Here is an 18274-nt window from a genome sequence, read left to right on the forward strand (position 1 = left end):
GGATCGCAGTCTTCATGCGATGGCGTGCAGGAATCGGGTGGTGGCCGGGCGGCGCGCCATGCGATGGTTGATCCATCACGAGGACCGGCCATGCTCACGCTTCATGATTATCTGCCATCGCAGAATGGCTGGAAGGTCCGGGTTCTGCTCGGGCTGCTCGAGATCCCCTATGACAGTCGCATGGTCTCGATTTTCGAGGGCGAGAGTCACAGCGACGCCTTCCTTGAGCTCAATCCTGCCGGTGTCGTCCCCGTGCTCCAGCTCGAAGACGGCACCGCCATCGCCGAATCCAATGCGATCCTGACTTACCTCGCCGAAGGGACGCCCCTTCTGCCGGCTGACCGCTATCAGCGCGCCAAGGTTATGCAGTGGCTGTTCTTCGAACAATACAATGTCGAACCGGTCATCGGCTCGCTGCGCTTCTGGACCTTGACCGGACGCCTCGAGCGCAACCAGGGCATGGTTGCGGGCAAGCGCGAAGCCGGAGCCCGGACCCTCGCCGTCATGAACCGCAGCCTTGGCGACACCCCGTTTCTCATCGGAAACGATTTCACCATCGCCGATATCGCCGTGTATGCCTACAGCCATCGCGCCGAGGATTGCGGCTTCTCGCTGGCGGACTATCCGGCGGTCATGGCGTGGATCGGCCGCGTGCGCGACGCCATCGGCCCCGGCTACCCGGTCCATCCCTACAGCATTGACCCACATTCCGGGGCCTGAACGGCTTACTTCTTGCCCTGCGGACGATGCTGGAACCCCACTCAGGGCGGGGCCGGGAACCCGTCTGTTTACACCGCTGTAGAATAGGGATATTTTGTATCCTTAATAAGCTCGGTCAGTATCGACCCCGGAATTCATCGATGATCCTGAAAAGCCAAGTCGAATGGGCGCTGCACTGCTGCGCTATTCTCGCAGGCCTGCCTGCCGGGCGCTATCTCTCGACAAAAGCGCTTGCCGAGTTCCACGGCCTTCCCAAGGAGTATCTATCCAAGGCCCTGCAAAGCCTGTCGCAGTCGGGCCTGGTCCATACGACGCTGGGTCCATCAGGTGGATATCGATTGGCGCGGACACCGGCTGAACTGACCTTCCTGGATATTGTCGAAGCGGTCGAGGGCAAGTCGCCGACGTTCGTTTGCAACAATATCCGCGCAAACAACCCGTGTCGTCCGCAGGACTATTGCGAAAGCAGCCCTTGCGCGGTGTCACGCATCATGTGGGAAGCCGACGAGGCTTGGCGTGCAAAATTGCGCAGCGTCAAGCTTTCCGATCTCACCGAGGCCCTGGCGCAGGAGATTCCAGCCGAACTCTGGAAGAGCAGCTTTGAATGGGTGCTGGAGCGCGCCGGATGAATGGAACTGGCAGATCGTGGCGGATGGGCTACCAGACAACAGCTGGCCGTCGGACGCCCACCCGACATGGACTCGCCGACATGATTTCCGTCTACCAGAACGGCCGGACACCAGGAAGGATGCCGGCCTACTCGCCTCTTCGGCCTACTTCTTGACCGGATAGGTCAGTTCCTTCTGGTTGGTGTCGACCACGAAGACTGCCAGTAGTTTCGCCGGCTTGGTCTTGCTGCCGTTCTCGCTCACACTGTGGCGATCGCCTGGCAATTCCGAAAAGCTCTCGCCGGCCTTGTAGACCTTGACCGGGCCATCGTTGACCTGGCTGCGGATGGAGCCTTCCAGAACGGTTGCATAGATGAAGGCGGAGGTCGGATGGGTGTGCGCTTCCGAGTGACCGCCGGGACCATATTCGACCAGAATGCCCTTGATGCTCTTGCCCGGGACATTCGGCAGTTCATGCTCATAGACGAGCGTGACTTTGGCGGCTTTCCCGCCTGCGTCCTGGGCTGTGGCCGGGCCTGCCAGGGCTGCCGTGACGATGAGGGCGGCAAGGATTGACTTGATCATTTCGAAACTCCTTTTTTTGCATTGAGTGGAACGCTGCGGTTGAAGCTGCGGCGCATCATGACGGTCATTTGCGCGCCGAGGTGGCGAACCACTGCTCGAAGGTGATGCGGCCGAGACGCGGATTGTTGTCGGAGACGAGCGACGTGTCGTTCAACCTCGCGCCGAAGTAGCGCGCTTCCGGATCAGCCACGACCTTGCGAGGATCGCCGGCAGCCTTCAGGTAGCGGGCGACGAGCTCACTCATTCGCACACGCTCCGGACCGGAAATCTCGATCATGCCGTTGATCGGCGGGGCGAGCGCGACACCGGCCATGACGTCGGCGACGTCGTCGGAGGCGATGGGTTGTATATAGGCCGGCGACAGATGCACGGCGTCGCCGACCGTACCTGATTGGGCGATGCCAGCCAGGAACTCCATGAACTGCGTGGAATGAACGATGGTGTAGGGAATGCCGGACGCTTTGATCAGATTTTCCTGGGCGAGCTTGGCACGGAAATAGCCGACGTCCTGCAAGCGTTCGGTTCCGACAACCGAGAGCGCGATGTGGTGCTTGACGCCGGCAACCTTGTCCGCCGCGAGCAGGTTGTGGCCCGACGTCTCGAAGAATTCCATCGCGGCCTTGTCCTCGAAGGAGGGTGAGTTGGCGAGGTCGATCACGACCTCGGCGCCCGCGAGCGCTTCCTTCAGACCTTCGCCGGTGATGGTGTTGACACCGGTATTCGGGGAGGCGGCGATCACCTCGCAGCCCTGCTTGCGCAGGCGTTCGACTGTCTTGGAACCGATGAGGCCGGTGCCCCCGATGATGACGATTTTCATAAGATTTCTCCGTTAGCGGCCCCGCTGTCGCGCCGCATCGATTGATGGGTCTGCCAAAAGGAAGGGGTTAGTTCAGGCCAGCCTTGTCGAGGCCGTAAAGCTTGTCTGCAGAGCCGGGCACGGTCTTGAAGGCGACGTTAGCGCGGTTCCAGGCGTTGATGGCCATGATCGAGAAGGTCAGGTCGGAGATTTCCTTTTCCGAAAGCTGCCCACGCACCCGCTCATAGAGCTCGTCCGGAATGCCGCCTTCGGGCAGCTTCGTGACGGCTTCGGTCCAAGCAAGGGCGGCGCGTTCACGAGGAATGAAGAGGTTCGATTCGCGCCAGATGGCGACGTGGTAGAGCCGCAACTCGCTCTCGCCGTGGATCCTTGCTCCCTTGACATGCATGTCGAGGCAGAAGGCGCAGCCATTGATCTGGGACGCCCGGATATGGACCAGATCGCGGATCTTCTCTTCGATCACGCTGCGTGCCTCGGTCATGCTGAAGTCGAGAAACTTCTTGAATAGCTCAGGCGATTGTTGGGCGACGTTCAGGCGCTGTGTCACGGCTCTCTCCTTTTAAGGACATTTAATATCCTTAAGGATATATGATATCCATAATCTTGTAAAGCGCCTCCCGCCTGGGATGCGGGACATAAGGTTTATGTCGAAAAGTATGGGGTGGACATCGTATCGGGATTGCGAACGTTCCCGCGAGTGGCGGAGACGGGGTCCTTCTCGGCGGCGGCGAATCGACCTCGATCTGACGCAGCCGGCCGTCATCAGCGCCTTGATCGACTGCATGGCACCCGAAAGCCCGAGGCGGCCAATACCCACCGTGGCTGGAGCAATTCCAAGAAAAGTGTGAAACGGGCGCGGCTAAACGCAAAGAGCCGGCAGTCTGGCGCCTGAAAGGACTTACTTCTTGCCCTGCGGATGGATCGTCTCGCCGCGCTTCAGCATCGCGACGAAGGTCTCGATCTTCTTCTTGCGGCCAGCTTCGGTCTTCATGTTGTGGGTGCGGAAGGCAAGCGCGAAGCGGTTCTGTGCGCTGAGCGTTGCCAGCATCTCTTTCGCCTTGGGTTCGGCACCTATGGCTGCCTGCAGGTCATCGGGGATTTTCATCTCCTTGCCGCTGCCGTAGGCGCGCGCCCAACGACCGTCGGCCTTCGCTGCCTCGACCTGTCTCAGCCCGGTTTCGGTCATGCGGCCCTCCTCGACCAGCCGCGCGACATTGTCGATGTTGATCAGGCTCCAGATGCTCTTCTTGCCACGCGGCGTGTAGCGCTGCAGGAAACTGTTGTCGTCGAGCCCCTTGCGCACCGCGTCGATCCAGCCGAAACACAGCACCACGTCGATGGCCTCCTTCGGCGTGATCGACTTCAGCCCCGACCCCACCTTGTGAATCTTGATCCACACCTCGGTTTCCGCGGCGTGGTGCTTGCCGAGCCAGGCGTGGAAGCTGGCCGCGTCCGGGAACTCCCTGACCTTGTCGGGATCGACCCAGACCGGCGCCATCAGCCGGCCTGCCCGTTCTGTACTGTTGTCGCTGGCATCTTGCCTCCGTCGTCTCGCGATTTCCGGCATCATGGCATGGCTCACTGTCAATTTTCGTCAGCAGTGAGGCACGGTGCCACGAAGCCAGGGAACACACCATCAATCCCCGCGTGCGGGTTTCAGTGCAACCGCTCATGGAGAGACCTGATGGCGATCGAGACCATCTTCGCCCATGTCAGCTGCTCCAACCTCGAAGCCAGCATCGGCTGGTACGAAAAATTCTTCGGCAAGCCGCCGCTATAAGATCCGCAAGATCGAACTCTAACGCCACCGCGCCCGAACATGTTGACCTCGACACCGACGTTGGCTTGTTGGTAAGTATCATCACCTTAGCGACCTTCTTCTGCGGTTCTGCTGATCGTTTATTCTGTGCACCGCGCCCCTGGTCTATTGCCACCACGTGCCATGTTTGATTTTCTGTCGCAGGTTTGATTATTCTTCAAAGGGGGGAAGATGCCAGTGACATCAATTGGCTCGCAGCCATTTCGGCAGCGGGTATTGGAGACAGGTTCTTTCGTAACCCCTGTTACAGCAGATGAAGTAGAGATCTCGGTGCATGACCTCAGGTTCGTTTTCCGGTTTGTCACCGGTAGTACACCTAAGGTCCGAGCAGCCGAGGGCAGCAAACAAACTTTGATAATCACATTCGAGGGTTTCTCCGGGCCCTTGCCAACAGTATGGCAAGGTGAGGTTGGCACTTTTGCCGGCGAGAGCCTGTGGGTTGTTGTCTCGATCGCGGCATCAGGGGACGCCCCGCGCCAAAACCGGCAAGTCTCCTACACTTTCTCCACCGGCAGGCCTCGGCCATGAACGAGATCAAGCTTCCCGAAAATGAAAACCTCGCCATGGAGATGATAAAAGCTCAAGAGAGAGAGCGCGGCCTAGTCGGCCGATTGTTCGGCACCCGAGAGCATGCACCAACCAATATTGGCGCCACGGTTCTGATTTCTCTTTCAGTGCTGCTTTGTGTCGTATTGTTCGGAACGTTACCTACCGATGTGAATCGCGGTGGCCTGATCACATCGCTTCTGAGCGCTATCACTTTCGTTATTGGGCTCATCTTTGGCAGAGAAGTGAAGATGTAGCTCAGGAGCGGACTGGACCGCGCTTCCAACCCAGCTTGCCCTTTACCGGGGCTTGAGCGAAGCTCCCACAATGACATTGGGAGGATGGGCATGGTCCAAAACGAATTTGGTGTTGGAGACGTGGTTCAGCTGAAATCTGGCGGACCGCACATGACAATATCGACCATAGATAGACTCTCTTACGGCGGCGATGAGCTTCACGCATGGTGTGATTGGTTCATCCAGGACAAGGCACCATGGAAACGAGAGACGGCAACTTTCCCACTCACCTCCCTTAAGAAGCTTGGCGCCTGATGTCGCCGGAAGAGATTTACACCAATCTCGGCCAACTGCTGGCTTCCGCACCAAACTTTAGGGAAAGCGACCGTCTCCGTCCGGAGGAAACCGTCTGGATGGCGAAGGCGTATGCGCTGCTAACTGAAGCCGGCATGGTTCAAGAGGCTGCTACCGTCCAGCTTCAGATGGAGATGCTTACTGATGCCCTTCCCCATCTTCGTTCAAGTTATGCTGGCAAGCTGATGGGCGCTGTTCATCGCGCAATGGCAGTCTCGGAATTGCGGGCTCCGACGGCAGTCCGGGGGGCATTCATCAGCGCCGGCAACGCCTTTGATGCAATGGTGGCAGTAGGGCGTGTTCTTGCTGAGGCCGCAACCTCCGCTCGCATCGTGGACCCATATATGGACGAGAAGGCACTGACTGATTTTGCACTGCTAGCAGCCCCTACCGCCAAGATCGAGCTCCTAGCAGATAGCGCATCTGTCAAACCTAGTTTGAAGCCAGCAGTAACCAGATGGCAGGCGCAATATCCATCAGATCGCTCGCTGGAGCCCAGGCTTTCGACATCACGGGCTCTCCATGATCGCCTCATCATCATTGACAGGCTTCAAGTATATACTTTGACCCAATCACTGAATGCGTTCGCATCCCGCTCTCCAGCGTCTATTGTGCGTTTAGAGGGTGATGCAGTTCCATTGAAGATTGCCGCATACGATTCCTTTTGGCTTGCCGCTCAACCTATCTAGCGCGACCACTCGATCCGCTCTGGCAGAACCCTGCGCCGCACTGACGCTCGGCGTGTTGCCGCTGACGCCCGAGCGGCAGCGGCTGATGGATGCTGGCCTCGACCCTGGCCCGATCGAGGAAGCCGACGATTTCTACATCATGCGCATGCGCGACCCCGACGGGAACCTGGTGGTGTTTGCGAGTGCGCAACGCGACTAGGCCGCCCCTTTGCCGAAAATATTTCCTCCACCCCTATGTCGAAATCTCGCAGACCTGCGATGGTCCTGTTCCACACGCTTGGGGGACACATCATGAAATCTCTGCTCGTCGCTCTGGCGATGTTGCTGCCCACAGCTGCCCTCGGCGAACCGATCGACACCCGGAAAATCATCACGGCGGTGACCGGCGACTTCAACGGCGACGGCGCCGTCGACCTTGCCATGGTCGTCGAGACCCAGCCCGGCAATCCGATGGACATCCACTTCTTCCTCAGGGACAAGGAGCACAATTACCTCAAGCCCGTCGAAATCGTGCACGAGCAGATCCTCGGCGAATGGAACGGTTACGACCGGCCGGGCTACGAAAATTCAGACACCGAGCCGGAACTGACGATGCTGCCGAACGGGTCGATCAAGTTCTATCTGCCGGCGATGCCGATCGGCGGCCAGCGGACCAACATGACGCTGACCATCGCCTGGCGCAACGGTGCCTTCATCGTCGCCGGTTTTGCCTATGACTATGAGGACTTCCAGCAGGATAATGTCGCCAGCGCCTGTGAGTACAACGTGCTGACCGGCAAGGGCACCAGCAGCAAGACGCAGCCTGACGGCAGCTCGAAGCACAGGACCGTCTCGGTGGAAGGCCGGACCGTCGCCTTCAAGGACTGGAACCCGGGGGCTGATTTCAGCGCTTGCGACGGGTGACCGGCGTCTCTTCGACCGGCTTCAGGTCGGTGGCGGCGCCGCCGGCGTCAATCCGTGCCGGCGCATGATGTCCATCATTTTGAGCTTGTCCGGTGGGCCGCCGGCGGCGGCGTTGAGCACCGCAAAGGCCTCGCGAAAATAGTCCGGGCCGATCGCCGCCGGCGTGATGACGCAAAGCGCCTTGGCGTCCCTGGTGCCATTGTTGTCAAACCGGTGGACGGCGCCGCGTGGGATGCACAGCGCCTCCCCCGGCCCAACCTCGATCGGCTTGCCGTCCACGGTCCACGTCAGGACCCCATCAATGCCGTAGATCGTCTCTTCGTAGTGGTCGTGGCTGTGCGCCGGCGCCGGCAGCCGCTGCGCGCCGGGCACCATCAATTCGAAGGCGGCGACGCTGCCGTTCGAACTGTCGCCTGACACCAGGAAGCGAACCGACAGCCCCTTGGTACCGATGGTTTCGTTGGCTGGATTGACCTGAAGATCCAAGGCTGGCATTGCACAAGCTCCCCGAGTAAATTACATTTACCGCCTATGAGTAAACTCAATGTACCGGATCGTCAATGGCCACATCCACTGAAGTTCTGCAGACCAAGACCGAGGATCTGCTGATCGGCGCGCTGCTGCGCGTGCCGGCGCAAGCGATCCAGCGCCGGCTGATCAAGGAGCTCAACGCCGCCGGCTTCGACGAATTGCGCTTGCCGCATATGGCGGTGCTGCAGTTTCCCGGGCCGGACGGCGCGCGCCCGGGCACCATCGCCGAGCGCGCAGGCATGAGCAAGCAGGCCATCAACCAGCTGCTCAGCAGTCTCGAAGGTTACGGCTATCTCGTCCGCTCCGACATTCCGGGTGAAGGCAGCGCGCGCGTGGTGCGGTCCACCGAACGCGGACATGCCGCCTTCTGGAAAATGGTCGATATCCTGCACGACATCGAGGAAGAGTGGCGCGCGGAGCTCGGACCGGAACGCTTTGCCCAACTGAAAGCGCTGCTGTTTGTCGTCTGGGACAGCCCGCTGGCGCGCTGAGCTGCCCCCTGGGATGCAACGAAATGTCCTGGCAGGTGCCTACTGCAGCTGCGGCTTCTTGAGGAAACTGCCGCGGTCGGCCGATTTGACGCGCAGCCACGTTTCGCGGCCGTCGCGCAGCACCCGCATCGGGATCTCCGCGCCGGCCGAGCCGCTCTCCCACAGCTTGCGATAGAAATCGGCCAGCCCATCGACTGCGCCGTCACGAATGTCGGAGATGATGTCGCCCTGACGCAGGCCGGCCTTGGCGGCCGGGCCACCTTCGGTCACGCTCATCACCACCACCTTGCCGTCGCTTTCGGCCGACAAGGCGCCGAGCCACGGGCGCGGCGGCCTGGCCACATGGCCGCGCGTCAGGAGATCGTCGAGAATGGGCGGCAACAGGTCGATCGGCACCACCATGTTGATGTCGGCGACCTCGCCGTTGCGGCTCATCTGCAGGCGCAGCGAACCGATGCCGAGCAGCGAGCCGTCGGCGCCGAACAGTCCGGCACCACCCCAGGACGGGTGCGCGGGCGCGATGAAGATCGCCTCGTCGAGCAGATACTCCCAATAGCCGGCGAATTCCTGCTTGGTGACGATCCTGGCCTGCACCGACTGGCCAACGCCGTCGGCCAGCACCACGGCGTCGCCGATCCTGGCCTTGCCGGCATCGCCGAGCGCCACCGCCGGCAGGCCGAGCGGCGCCAGCGCCTGCACCAGGCCGAAGCCCGATTCCTGGTCATAGGCCAGCGCGTGCGCCGGGATGACGCGGCCGTCATGACTGGTCAGCCAGACCTCTTCCGCTTCGGTGATGAGATAGCCGATGGTCAGCACCAGCCCGTCGTTGCGGATGACGACGCCGCTGCCTTCCCTGAGCGTGCCCAGGGCACCCGCCGTAAAGGCATCCTCCGGAACGGTGGCCCGTACGGCAACGACCGAGCGCGGATTGGGATTGATGGTCATGCTGTCATTCCTGGATAGGTGATATTTCCATAGGTATGCCGCTAGCGAGATGGTGCAAGGGGTGAGAAGCGGTTCGCGTAGCCACTGGCACGATGAATTCGCTTCGCGAACCGGCTGACCACCCCACCAAGGGAAGGGAAACGGACCCTCCGTCAACAATAGTTCAACGCAAGTTGAACTTCCACATCTGAAACCCTAGTTGTAAGTCGACCTGCCCATTCTTCCCCACGAGGCCCTGAGATGACCGACTACACCCCGCCGAAAGTATGGACCTGGAACAAGCCGAATGGCGGCACCTTTGCCAGCATCAACCGGCCGATCGCCGGGCCGACGCACGACAAGGACCTGCCCGTCGGCAAGCACCCGCTGCAGCTCTATTCGCTGGCGACGCCGAACGGCGTCAAGGTGACCGTCATGCTGGAGGAACTTCTGGCGCGCGGCCACCAGGGCGTCGAATATGATGCCTGGCTGATCCGCATCAACGATGGCGACCAGTTCGGCAGCGGCTTCGTCGAGGTCAATCCCAATTCCAAGATTCCCGCCTTGATGGACCGCAGCGGCAAGACCCCGGTGCGCATCTTCGAATCCGGCTCGATCCTCGTCTATCTGGCCGAAAAATTCGGCGAATTCCTGCCGACCGAACAGCCGGCCCGCGCCGAGGTGCTGTCCTGGCTGTTCTGGCAGATGGGTTCTGCGCCGTATCTGGGCGGCGGCTTCGGCCATTTCTACGCTTATGCGCCGGAAAAATTCGAATATGCCATCGACCGCTTCTCGATGGAGGTGAAGCGCCAGATGGACGTGCTCGACCATCGGCTGGCCGAGACCGAATATCTCGGTGGCAAGGACTACAGCATCGCCGACATGGCGGTTTGGCCCTGGTATGGCGGGCTGGCGCTCGGCCGCATGTACAATGATTCCGGCGAGTTCCTGTCCGTGCAGGAGTATAAGCATGTGCAGCGCTGGGCCAAGGCGATCGACGCACGCCCGGCGGTCAAGCGCGGCCGCATGGTCAACCGCGCCTTCGGTGAACCCGCCATGCAGTTGCATGAGCGCCACGACGCCCGCGATTTTGAGACGAACACGCAGGACAAGCTGGCCGCCGAATAGGCCACGGCAATGCCTGCCTCAGAGGAAAGCCCGCCACCGACGCGAATGTTGGTGACGGGCTTCTTCCAAGGCAAGTCTGACGTGGGCAATCCCCTATCTCGGGGCCTCGCTCAGTTCAGAACCTCGACGATCTGATGGGTGTCGGGATCGACCAGGACAGTCTGGTCATTGATGACGGCGACGCGATACTTGACGTTGGGCACCTCGCGCAATTGAACCGTATCCGGCACCGGCGAGCCGAGCTTGAGCTCGACGCCCAGAAGTTTGACCGACGCCAGTGGCTCCTTCTTGATGTATTCGCGAACGATAGTTTTTTGCTCCGGCTGGACGACGATGACGTCTTGCGCCATCGCTGCACCAAAGCCGCTCATCAGGACGACCACAGCCGCCGCACTCGAAAGATAAAGTTTCATGACAATCTCCATAAGGGCTATCTGAAAATCCGCCCTGCATGAAAACTCCATGGATGCCTTGAAGTTCCATATCGAATTTCAGAATAAAGAGATAATGACATTGGCTTTTCCACCAGCACGTATACTTTTGTTTCTTTTCGAAAAATAGGTAAATATATTTGAAATAATTAGAATAAATTGCACGTCCGGCCGATCCCAGATTCGAATTTTCGGATCTGACAAAACGCACCAGCCAAGCCGACGGGTGATTGTCCCAACGGCAAGTTCACCCTCGTTTCGGACGACGACCACGAAAAGAGCCGCATCGGTTTCGCCCGCAATCCATCAAAGGGGCGATTTGTTGCATAGGAACGGCTAACGTAGAGAACGCAATGTCGTTCCCTCCGCCTTCATCAAGCGGCACGAAAAAGGCCCGCTTTGCCGGGAGCAAAGCGGGCCTCAGACGAAGTGGCCGGAGGTGGCAGTCCTCACAGGTCACACTCAAAACGCCAAGCGCCGCCTCTTGGTTCCAACCTTGGCATCCTGCGCCGCCGTGGCGGTGGTGGTGGCGGCCTTTGCCGCGCTGTGGCCATAACGTCAGGGCTGCCAGCGGGGGCCATTTTCGGTGCCGCGATCGCGGCGAAGACGCCTGGCCGGGTAGCGTTTTTCCCGATCCCGACCTCGCGAAACGACCGCGTCATTATATCGCGTTTGACTAAAATACCGGAACGTCCAATGCACATTGCCGGAACCGAACAGGGCCCCTCGGACCTTTGCGGCCGGCACCTAAGACCTTGGTCCTAGACGAAAACGCAAACGGCCGATGTGGCCCGGATTGAAGTCAGGAGAAGGGAACATCTCGCTTTGGCTGTCGTTTGTCGCGATGTCTACGGCGCCGCCGGATCCATGTCGGGAGGACAGAACAATGCCGCATCGATCCACCATCGTCAAAACAGGCAACGGCCCGGTCACGGCGATTGCCGTGCTGATGGTGGGATTGATGGCGGTGGGGATGGTGTTTCTCGTCCTGGGCGGCGCGCTCTACCTCAACGAACAGCCGTCGGATCAACGTGCGCTGTCGTCCCTTCCTGCCCGATCGATTCAGGCGACCGATAGCAGCGCGGCAAACTGATCGGGCTCCGCCCTCGGCGGAACATCCAGCCGCCTTTTCGAATCGACAGCGACCCGCCGGCCAAGTTTGGCGTTGAGGAAAATCGTCCGATGCGGCAAGAAAGAGAAACTGTTTCACGCCGTGATGACCACGACGCCGAATCTGCACTTTGGTCCCGGCCTATTCCGCTTTCGCGGAAGTGTCGGCCGGCGGGCGATGTGCAATGGTGTCGATGCGGCGGTACGAGCCGCCCTGGTTGACGCGGGCGCCCGAGCCATCCCAACAATGCGCCCCCCCGCCCGCGTCGACCACGGCATCCGCTTGGCATCGTCCGATCCGCACCAGCCGACATGCCGTCGCGCGAAGCGACGATCAGCCTGCCGCGAAATTCGTTGCAGCTTCAGCCGCCGACCAGCGCCTTCGTCGTCACCAGATTGACGCCGGCCTCGGCGAATTCATCATTGTGGCGAGTGATGATCTGCCGGGCGCTCTCGCTGGCGCTGTCCAATGTGCTGTGCGCATCGGAGACCACGGTGACGCCGAGCCCTCTGGCCATCGCGCCCTTGACGGTCGCAGCCACGCAAAAATCGGTCTGCGCGCCCAGCAGCACGACAGCACCGGCGCCCTGCCCGGCTACCCAGTCGCCAAGGGCTGCATTGCTGAAGGCATTGCCGACGCTCTTGGCGAAAGTCGGCTCGTCTACGGCCTGGCCGAGAGCGGGCCACACCGGCCAACCCGGCTCACCCGGCGCCAGCGGATCGCCCGCCGGTCCGTCATGCCTGACAAAGGCGACCTTGCGCCCGCCGCGCCGCGCCCAGTCGATCACCGCCCGGGCACGGTCGGCAATGGCTGACGCCTCGTGGATCGGCGGCTCGTGCACGCCGTCGAACATGCCGGTCTGCAGGTCGATCACGATGAGCGGCGCGTTGTCCGCAAGGCTGGGTGCTGGCATGGTTTTTACATAGCACGACGGGCAAGGTGATCAAGATTGCATTCACCCCGGCGCGCCCGCAAACAGCACCACGCCGTCGCCGCCCGCGGCCGGCCAGTCGCGGATGGTGCGGTCGTAGCCGCCGGTCAGCACCGTGCCGTCGGCGGCGAAGGCCACCGCATAGATCGGGCCGGTCTGGCTGTCGAACATGGCGACCTGATTGCCGGTTTCCATGTCCCACAGGCGCGCCGTGCCGTCGAGCGAACCGGAGACCAGGCGCTTGCCGTCGGCCGACAGTGCCAGCGTGTAGACGGTGCCCTCATGGCCCTCGAAGCGGCGCACTTCGCGGCCGCTGTCGAGATCCCAGAGCTTGATCGTGTAGTCGCCGCTGCCGGTGATCAGATGGTGGCCGTCGGCGGCGAACACCGCGCCATAGGTGCCTTGCTCATGCCCGTGCCAGCTGCGCAGTTGCTTGCCGCTGTCGATGTCCCAAAGTTTGAGCGTGCCATCGATGCTGCCTGAGACGGCCCGAGTGCCGTCGGGCGAGACGGCGACAGCGCTGACCGACCAGTCGTGCCCGCTCATCACATGCAGCACGGTGCCCTTCTCCAGGTCCCAGACGATGACATTGCCGGTCTCGTGGCCGGTCACGGCGCGCTTGCCGTCGGGGCTGATCGCCAGCTTGTTGACACCGCCATTCTCGCCCGCCGAAAAGACATGCAGCACCGCGCCATCGGAAAGTTTCCGCTGCACGATCTCGCCGTCGTCGCCGGCGGTCAGCGCGCTGACGCCATCGGGCATGAACAGCGCGGTGCGCACCATGTCCTTGTGGGCGCCGAGGGTGCGGATCAGGTGCTTGCCGGCAATGTCCCAGAGCTTGATCGTGTGGTCGGTGCTGGCGCTCATAATCGAGTGCCCGTCGGGCGCCACCGCAAGCCAGACGACAGCGTCGCGATGACCCTCGGGTTCAGTCGGCAGCGGTGGCGGAGCCGGGGGCAGCGGTGCGACGGTCGGTGGCGGGATGACCGCGACCTCCGGCGGTGTCGGAACGGTGGGCGTCGGCGGCGTTGGCGGTGGCGGAGGCGCGAGCGCAGGCGGAGTCGGCGGTAGGTTGGCCGCTTCCGGTGGTGGCGGGGGTGGAGATGGCGCGGGCGCCGCCGCTGGCGGTGGAACTGCCGGCTCTTGGGCCGGCGGCGCGCTGGCGACGTCCTGCCCCTTCGGCTCGTCAGCCTTGGGTTCATTCTGCTTGGGCTCGACGGACTTGGGTTCGCCGGGCTGGCTGGCAATCTCGCCACCGCGATCATGCCAGGGGCCGAACCTGTCGACAGCCAGCGCCGCAAGCACAACCAATGGCAGGGCGAGACATACCTTGCGTAGGCCGGACCTGCTGGTGTCTTGCACCTCCGCCGCGCGGCCGAACAGCGGGGCGCCGGCCTGATGGTTCGGGCGCCCCGGCAGAAGACCTGCCCAGAACAGCAGCGCGCCAAGCAGGCAAGCGAGGGCCGCCACCACCAATCCGGCCAACCGCATCAAGGCGGAATCCCCGGCGAAAGACGAGACACCGCGCCAGGCGACGACTGCATCGCCAAGCACCAGCCAGGCGCGCCAGACGCAAGCTACGGCCATCACCAGCAGGATGATTGCAATCAGCCTGTCGACGACTCTGTTCATCGGCCCCCCTCGGCGCCATCGCAGCTTTCGCCCTGCGTGGCACGCGGCACAGTTCAGTTTATGAGATTACCAGTGGAAAAGGTGTTCGCAAAATGGCGCATGCGAAAGGGGCGGCATCGAGGCTCCCGACAAGTTTACGCCACGCTCACCTGAGCTCCACCCAGACCGGCGCGTGGTCGCTGGCGCCGTCCCCGCCGCGCACTTCGCGGTCGATGCCGGCGGCGATGAGACGGCGCGGCAGCGCCTTCGACAGCAGGATGTGGTCGAGCCGGAGCCCTGCGTCGCGCGGCCAGCGGTTGCGGCGATAATCCCAGAATGTGTAGAGTGTCTCCTTCGGGTGCTTCTTGCGCAGCGCGTCGGTCCAGCCCTGCTCGATCAGGCGGGCGAAGGACGCCCGGCTTTCTGGCTGGACCAGCGCATTGTCGTCATAGGAGCGGGTGGCATAGATGTCGCGCGGCTCGGGCACGATGTTGTAGTCGCCGGCCAGCACCACCGGCAGGCCAGTGTCCAACAACTGCTCGGCGTGTGTTTCCAGCCGTTCATGCCAGGCGAGCTTGTAGGCGAATTTCGGGCCAGGCTGGGGGTTGCCATTCGGCGCATAGAGGCAAGCGATGACGATGCCGTTCACCGCCGCTTCGATGTAGCGGCTCTGCTTGTCGGCGTCGTCGCCGGGCAGCACGTCGCGGGTCAGCACCGGTTCCGAACCTCGCGCCAGGATGGCGACGCCGTTCCAGGTCGGCTCGCCCTTCCACACCGCGCCATAGCCCGCCGCGGCCAATGCCGAGCGCGGAAACTGCGTGTCGCGCGCCTTCAGCTCCTGCAGGCACACGACATCCGGCTTTGCCGTCGCCAGCCATGCCAGCAGGTTCTCCAGCCGGCTGTTGATGTTGTTGATGTTGAAGGAGGCGATTTTCATCGGCTCAGGAAACGACCCGGCCCGTCCACGCCTTCACTGCCTCGGCCAGCGTCTTCAAATGATCGGCAGTCGAAAATCCTGAAACGCTCTTGCGCGGTTTGAGATCATGGTCGCCATCCTTCAGCCAGACGATTTCGATCTGGTCGGAAAGCGCGTAAGTCGCCACCTCCTCCCTGGTCCCGAACTCGTCGCGCGTACCCTGGAAGATCAGCGTCGGCGTCTTCAGGTCGGCGAGATGCTTGGTCCGCAACTGCTCAGGCTTGGCCGGCGGATGAAAGGGATAGCCGAGGCACAACAGGCCCGATATCTCGCCCTTGGCAAACATCTCGTCGGCGACCATCGAGGCGACGCGCCCGCCCATCGACTTGCCGCCGATGATGAGCGGGCCGGTCACGCCCTTCGCCCTGAGGTCGGCGATCGCCTTGACATATTCCGGGTTCACCGTCTCGGCCCGCGGCGGCGGCTTGCGGTGCCCGTAGCGGCGGGCGGCCATGTAGTGGAATTCGAAGCGCGCGACCTGGAAGCCAGTCGCCGCCAGCGATTTGGCGGTGGCCGTCATCGAGGGAGAATCCATTGACGCGACGGCGCCATGAGCGAGCAGGATGGTGACGGGGGCGGTGTCGGGGCCGTCGAAGAGGAACGTGGTCATCGGAACTCCAACGTTGGCGACACCTTCTCCCCTTGTGGGAGAAGGGAAAATCAGCGCACCCTCACCCTGCCGTCCGCGCCAGTTGCAAATCGACGAACTGCACCCCCTTGGCCGCCACGCGCGCCCATTCCGAATCCGTATCGAGTTCGAGATAGCGCGCCCAGTTGCGGCGGGCCTCTAGCAGATTGCCGGCGTCGAATTCCAGCCGGGCGAGGTTGAACACCGGATCGGCATAGGTCTTGTCGAGCGCGATCGCCTTCTGCAAATGCCTTCGCGCCGAAGCGTCGCGGCCTTGCTCGCTCATCAGCCCGGCGAGGTTGAACCACGCCTCGACGAAGGCCGGGTCGAGTTTTATCGCGCGCGCATAGTCGTGCGCGGCATCTGCCGCGTGGCCGCCGGCGCGCAGGCAATTGGCGCGGTTGAAGGCGGCAATCGCATCGCTCGGGTCGATGGCCAGACAGCGCTGGTAGAGCGCGGCTGCCCCATCATGGTCGCCGCCCTCCTCCGCCGCTTCCGCCTCCGCGAACAACTCTTCCAGCGTGTCGTCGGCCTCTGAACCCGCCGAGCCCAGATCGAACAGCAATTGCCCGTCAAGCTCGCTCTGGCCGCCCTCGAGATAGATCGCGTCGGGCCGCCCATGCTGCGAACCGACATTGAGCGACTTGGCGGTCAGCGAAGCCACCGGCCCGGAGCGATGGACGGAGCGTGCAATCGCGCCCCAGGTCGCACCCCCGGCCACCAGCCCGGCATATTTGCGCGCCAGGATGAGGTCGCGGAAAGAATAGGGTTCGCCGTCATGCTCGAAAGCATCGAACAGCGACAACAGGTCGAGGTCGGCGCCGGACAGCCGCGACTGTTCGATCAGTGATTGCCTGGAGAGCGAGGACGCCTCCGGGGCCTTCATCAGCCCGAGCAGGCGCAGGAACCCGTTCTCGCTGATCAGCGAGCGCCCGGCGGCGCGCTCGGCGGCGACGCGGCGCTCGATCTCGGCATCGCCGGCCTTTGTCAGACGGGTCCGCCCGAACACGACATGCGTGGTGCGCCTGGTGACCCCGCGCTGCAACTGGCCGTGCTGGCGCTCGACCTCGCGTGCCGCCAGCCTGAGCGGAAATGCCGCCAGCGCACCGATCGTGCCGAAGACGACCCCCGGGACCAAACCGGCCTGTGCCGTCATTTCTTGCTCTTGCCGACCGCCTTCAGCAGATTGGCCTTCAGCGGATTTTCAGCCGCACCGCCCGCTGCCGCCTTGGCCTTGGCCGCGGGCTTGGCGACCTCGTCGGCCTTGCTCTTCGACTTGGCCGGCGGCTTCGACTGCGACAGGCTGGCCTTCAGCGCGTCCATCAAATTGATGACATTGCCGCGCTCGGGGGCGGCTGCAATGATCGGCTTGTGGCCCTTCAGCTTCTCGCGGATCATCGCCATCAGCGCGATCTCGTAGCGATCCTCGTAGTTCTTCGGATCGAAGGTGGTTTCCTTCTGCTTGATCAGCGCTTCGGCCAGTTGCAGCATTTCCGCATCTGGCTTGCCGGCCGGGATGTTGCCGAAATACTCTGCTGTTCCACGCACTTCGTTTGGATTCCTCAAGGTACACACGAACATGCCGTTCTCGCGCGCGCCGATCGTCACCACGCGCTCGCGGCTGGACAGCACAAGCCGGGCGATCGCCAGCTTGCCGGATTTGCGCATCGCTTCGCGCAGCACGGCGAAGGTTTCCTCCGCCATCGCGCCATCGGGCGCGAGGTAATAGGGCGCGTCCTGATAGATGACGTCGACCTCGCCCTCGTCGACGAAGGCCTCGATGTTCATCGTGTGGTTGGACTCGATGCGCACCGCGTCGAGGTCGGCATCATCGATGATGATGTACTGCTTGTCCTCGTATTCGTAGCCCTTGACCAGATCCGAACGCTCGACCAGCCCCAGTTCGGGGTCGACCGGCTTCATGTTGATGCGGTTGTGGGTCTTCTTGTGCAGCTGGTTGAAGCTGATGCGCTCGCTCGCGCTGGTGGCGGGGTATAGCCGCACCGGACAGCTGACGAGGCTGAGCTTGAGGTAACCTTTCCAACTTGCCCTGGGCGCCATGAAACACTCCTACGCGGCCATGCACTGTCACACCGGTGCAGCGCTGTTCGTCCGAAGGACGAGCGACGCCACTGAAATCCTACATCGACCCAGCACAATACAGGCAAATCCCTGACGAAATGTTTTAGGTCGGCACGATGTCGAAGATGGAAGAATAATTCAAATTGTCGGGAC

24 protein-coding genes are annotated in these 18274 nt (G+C 62.1%); 11 read left to right on the top strand and 13 right to left on the bottom strand.

Annotated features, from left to right (window positions below; translation table 11 throughout):
- Nucleotides 1-90: 90 nt before the first annotated feature.
- Together HNQ71_RS24830 and HNQ71_RS24835 are read left to right on the top strand one after the other, a co-directional pair.
- A complete protein-coding gene (locus HNQ71_RS24830) occupies nt 91-720 on the top strand; it encodes a glutathione S-transferase family protein (protein ID WP_184875334.1) in 630 nt (209 codons plus the stop codon).
- Between the two features lie 140 nt (nt 721-860).
- Nucleotides 861-1349, top strand: coding sequence for an RrF2 family transcriptional regulator (locus tag HNQ71_RS24835; RefSeq protein WP_184875336.1), 489 nt, complete (start codon nt 861-863; stop codon nt 1347-1349).
- Nucleotides 1350-1493: 144 nt separating this feature from the next.
- On the opposite strand, the gene HNQ71_RS24840 is transcribed toward HNQ71_RS24835, so the two are convergent.
- The 4 genes from HNQ71_RS24840 to HNQ71_RS24860 all read right to left on the bottom strand — a co-directional run bounded on the left by HNQ71_RS24840 (nt 1494) and on the right by HNQ71_RS24860 (nt 4228).
- A complete protein-coding gene (locus HNQ71_RS24840; RefSeq protein WP_184875338.1) occupies nt 1494-1913 on the bottom strand; it encodes a cupin domain-containing protein in 420 nt (139 codons plus the stop codon).
- Nucleotides 1914-1977: 64 nt separating this feature from the next.
- Entirely contained in the window at nt 1978-2730 is a 753-nt protein-coding gene (locus HNQ71_RS24845; RefSeq protein WP_184875339.1) for an SDR family oxidoreductase, read from the bottom strand.
- A gap of 67 nt (nt 2731-2797) precedes the next feature.
- The gene (locus HNQ71_RS24850) at nt 2798-3277 is read right to left on the bottom strand and encodes a carboxymuconolactone decarboxylase family protein (protein WP_184875341.1); all 480 of its coding nucleotides are present in this window, start codon (nt 3275-3277) and stop codon (nt 2798-2800) included.
- Between the two features lie 351 nt (nt 3278-3628).
- Entirely contained in the window at nt 3629-4228 is a 600-nt protein-coding gene (locus tag HNQ71_RS24860; protein ID WP_184875343.1) for a YdeI/OmpD-associated family protein, read from the bottom strand.
- A gap of 492 nt (nt 4229-4720) precedes the next feature.
- On the opposite strand from HNQ71_RS24860, the gene HNQ71_RS35880 reads away from it, so the two are divergent.
- The 6 genes from HNQ71_RS35880 to HNQ71_RS24885 all read left to right on the top strand — a co-directional run bounded on the left by HNQ71_RS35880 (nt 4721) and on the right by HNQ71_RS24885 (nt 7277).
- The gene (locus HNQ71_RS35880; protein ID WP_425492264.1) at nt 4721-5077 is read left to right on the top strand and encodes a DUF6864 domain-containing function; all 357 of its coding nucleotides are present in this window, start codon (nt 4721-4723) and stop codon (nt 5075-5077) included.
- Nucleotides 5074-5352, top strand: coding sequence for a hypothetical protein (locus HNQ71_RS24865; RefSeq protein WP_184875345.1), 279 nt, complete (start codon nt 5074-5076; stop codon nt 5350-5352). Before HNQ71_RS35880 ends, HNQ71_RS24865 begins: the two co-directional genes overlap by 4 nt.
- A 90-nt stretch (nt 5353-5442) precedes the next feature.
- Nucleotides 5443-5646, top strand: a complete 204-nt coding sequence (locus HNQ71_RS35885; RefSeq protein ID WP_184875346.1) for a YodC family protein — start codon at nt 5443-5445, stop codon at nt 5644-5646.
- Complete coding sequence (locus HNQ71_RS24875) at nt 5646-6374, top strand: phosphatidylserine/phosphatidylglycerophosphate/cardiolipin synthase family protein (RefSeq protein ID WP_184875348.1); 729 nt, start codon at nt 5646-5648, stop codon at nt 6372-6374. Before HNQ71_RS35885 ends, HNQ71_RS24875 begins: the two co-directional genes overlap by 1 nt.
- A complete protein-coding gene (locus HNQ71_RS24880; RefSeq protein ID WP_184875350.1) occupies nt 6355-6573 on the top strand; it encodes a VOC family protein in 219 nt (72 codons plus the stop codon). Before HNQ71_RS24875 ends, HNQ71_RS24880 begins: the two co-directional genes overlap by 20 nt.
- Nucleotides 6574-6665: 92 nt before the next feature.
- Entirely contained in the window at nt 6666-7277 is a 612-nt protein-coding gene (locus HNQ71_RS24885; protein ID WP_184875352.1) for a hypothetical protein, read from the top strand.
- 21 nt (nt 7278-7298) lie between these two features.
- On the opposite strand, the gene HNQ71_RS24890 is transcribed toward HNQ71_RS24885, so the two are convergent.
- A complete protein-coding gene (locus HNQ71_RS24890; RefSeq protein WP_184875353.1) occupies nt 7299-7772 on the bottom strand; it encodes a cupin domain-containing protein in 474 nt (157 codons plus the stop codon).
- 65 nt (nt 7773-7837) lie between these two features.
- On the opposite strand from HNQ71_RS24890, the gene HNQ71_RS24895 reads away from it, so the two are divergent.
- A complete protein-coding gene (locus HNQ71_RS24895; protein WP_184875355.1) occupies nt 7838-8299 on the top strand; it encodes a MarR family winged helix-turn-helix transcriptional regulator in 462 nt (153 codons plus the stop codon).
- A gap of 39 nt (nt 8300-8338) precedes the next feature.
- On the opposite strand, the gene HNQ71_RS24900 is transcribed toward HNQ71_RS24895, so the two are convergent.
- Complete coding sequence (locus HNQ71_RS24900; RefSeq protein WP_095091217.1) at nt 8339-9244, bottom strand: S1C family serine protease; 906 nt, start codon at nt 9242-9244, stop codon at nt 8339-8341.
- A 240-nt stretch (nt 9245-9484) separates the two neighbouring features.
- Here HNQ71_RS24900 and yghU point away from each other — a divergent pair, with 240 nt between their 5' ends.
- Nucleotides 9485-10351 (top strand): glutathione-dependent disulfide-bond oxidoreductase, encoded by an 867-nt coding sequence (gene yghU / locus HNQ71_RS24905; protein ID WP_184875357.1) that lies wholly within the window; start codon nt 9485-9487, stop codon nt 10349-10351.
- Between the two features lie 110 nt (nt 10352-10461).
- Here the strand turns inward: yghU and HNQ71_RS24910 are convergent, their stop codons facing one another.
- Nucleotides 10462-10764 carry a DUF1236 domain-containing protein gene (locus HNQ71_RS24910; protein WP_184875359.1) on the bottom strand — a complete coding sequence of 101 codons (303 nt, stop codon included), beginning with the start codon at nt 10762-10764 and terminating at the stop codon, nt 10462-10464.
- A gap of 904 nt (nt 10765-11668) precedes the next feature.
- Here HNQ71_RS24910 and HNQ71_RS24915 point away from each other — a divergent pair.
- Nucleotides 11669-11875, top strand: a complete 207-nt coding sequence (locus tag HNQ71_RS24915) for a hypothetical protein (RefSeq protein WP_184875361.1) — start codon at nt 11669-11671, stop codon at nt 11873-11875.
- Nucleotides 11876-12254: 379 nt separating this feature from the next.
- On the opposite strand, the gene HNQ71_RS24920 is transcribed toward HNQ71_RS24915, so the two are convergent.
- From HNQ71_RS24920 to ku, 6 genes are all read right to left on the bottom strand, one after another.
- Complete coding sequence (locus tag HNQ71_RS24920) at nt 12255-12806, bottom strand: isochorismatase family protein (RefSeq protein ID WP_184875363.1); 552 nt, start codon at nt 12804-12806, stop codon at nt 12255-12257.
- A gap of 42 nt (nt 12807-12848) precedes the next feature.
- The gene (locus HNQ71_RS24925; protein ID WP_184875364.1) at nt 12849-14456 is read right to left on the bottom strand and encodes a WD40 repeat domain-containing protein; all 1608 of its coding nucleotides are present in this window, start codon (nt 14454-14456) and stop codon (nt 12849-12851) included.
- A gap of 145 nt (nt 14457-14601) precedes the next feature.
- The gene (locus tag HNQ71_RS24930; RefSeq protein ID WP_184875366.1) at nt 14602-15372 is read right to left on the bottom strand and encodes an exodeoxyribonuclease III; all 771 of its coding nucleotides are present in this window, start codon (nt 15370-15372) and stop codon (nt 14602-14604) included.
- Between the two features lie 4 nt (nt 15373-15376).
- Nucleotides 15377-16021 carry an alpha/beta hydrolase family protein gene (locus tag HNQ71_RS24935; protein ID WP_184875368.1) on the bottom strand — a complete coding sequence of 215 codons (645 nt, stop codon included), beginning with the start codon at nt 16019-16021 and terminating at the stop codon, nt 15377-15379.
- Between the two features lie 61 nt (nt 16022-16082).
- Entirely contained in the window at nt 16083-17195 is a 1113-nt protein-coding gene (locus tag HNQ71_RS24940; protein ID WP_184875370.1) for a tetratricopeptide repeat protein, read from the bottom strand.
- Complete coding sequence (ku, locus tag HNQ71_RS24945) at nt 17192-18100, bottom strand: non-homologous end joining protein Ku (protein WP_184875372.1); 909 nt, start codon at nt 18098-18100, stop codon at nt 17192-17194. Before ku ends, HNQ71_RS24940 begins: the two co-directional genes overlap by 4 nt.
- Nucleotides 18101-18274: the final 174 nt, after the last annotated feature.

The organism is Mesorhizobium sangaii, assembly GCF_014207355.1.
Classification (GTDB): domain Bacteria; phylum Pseudomonadota; class Alphaproteobacteria; order Rhizobiales; family Rhizobiaceae; genus Mesorhizobium; species Mesorhizobium sangaii.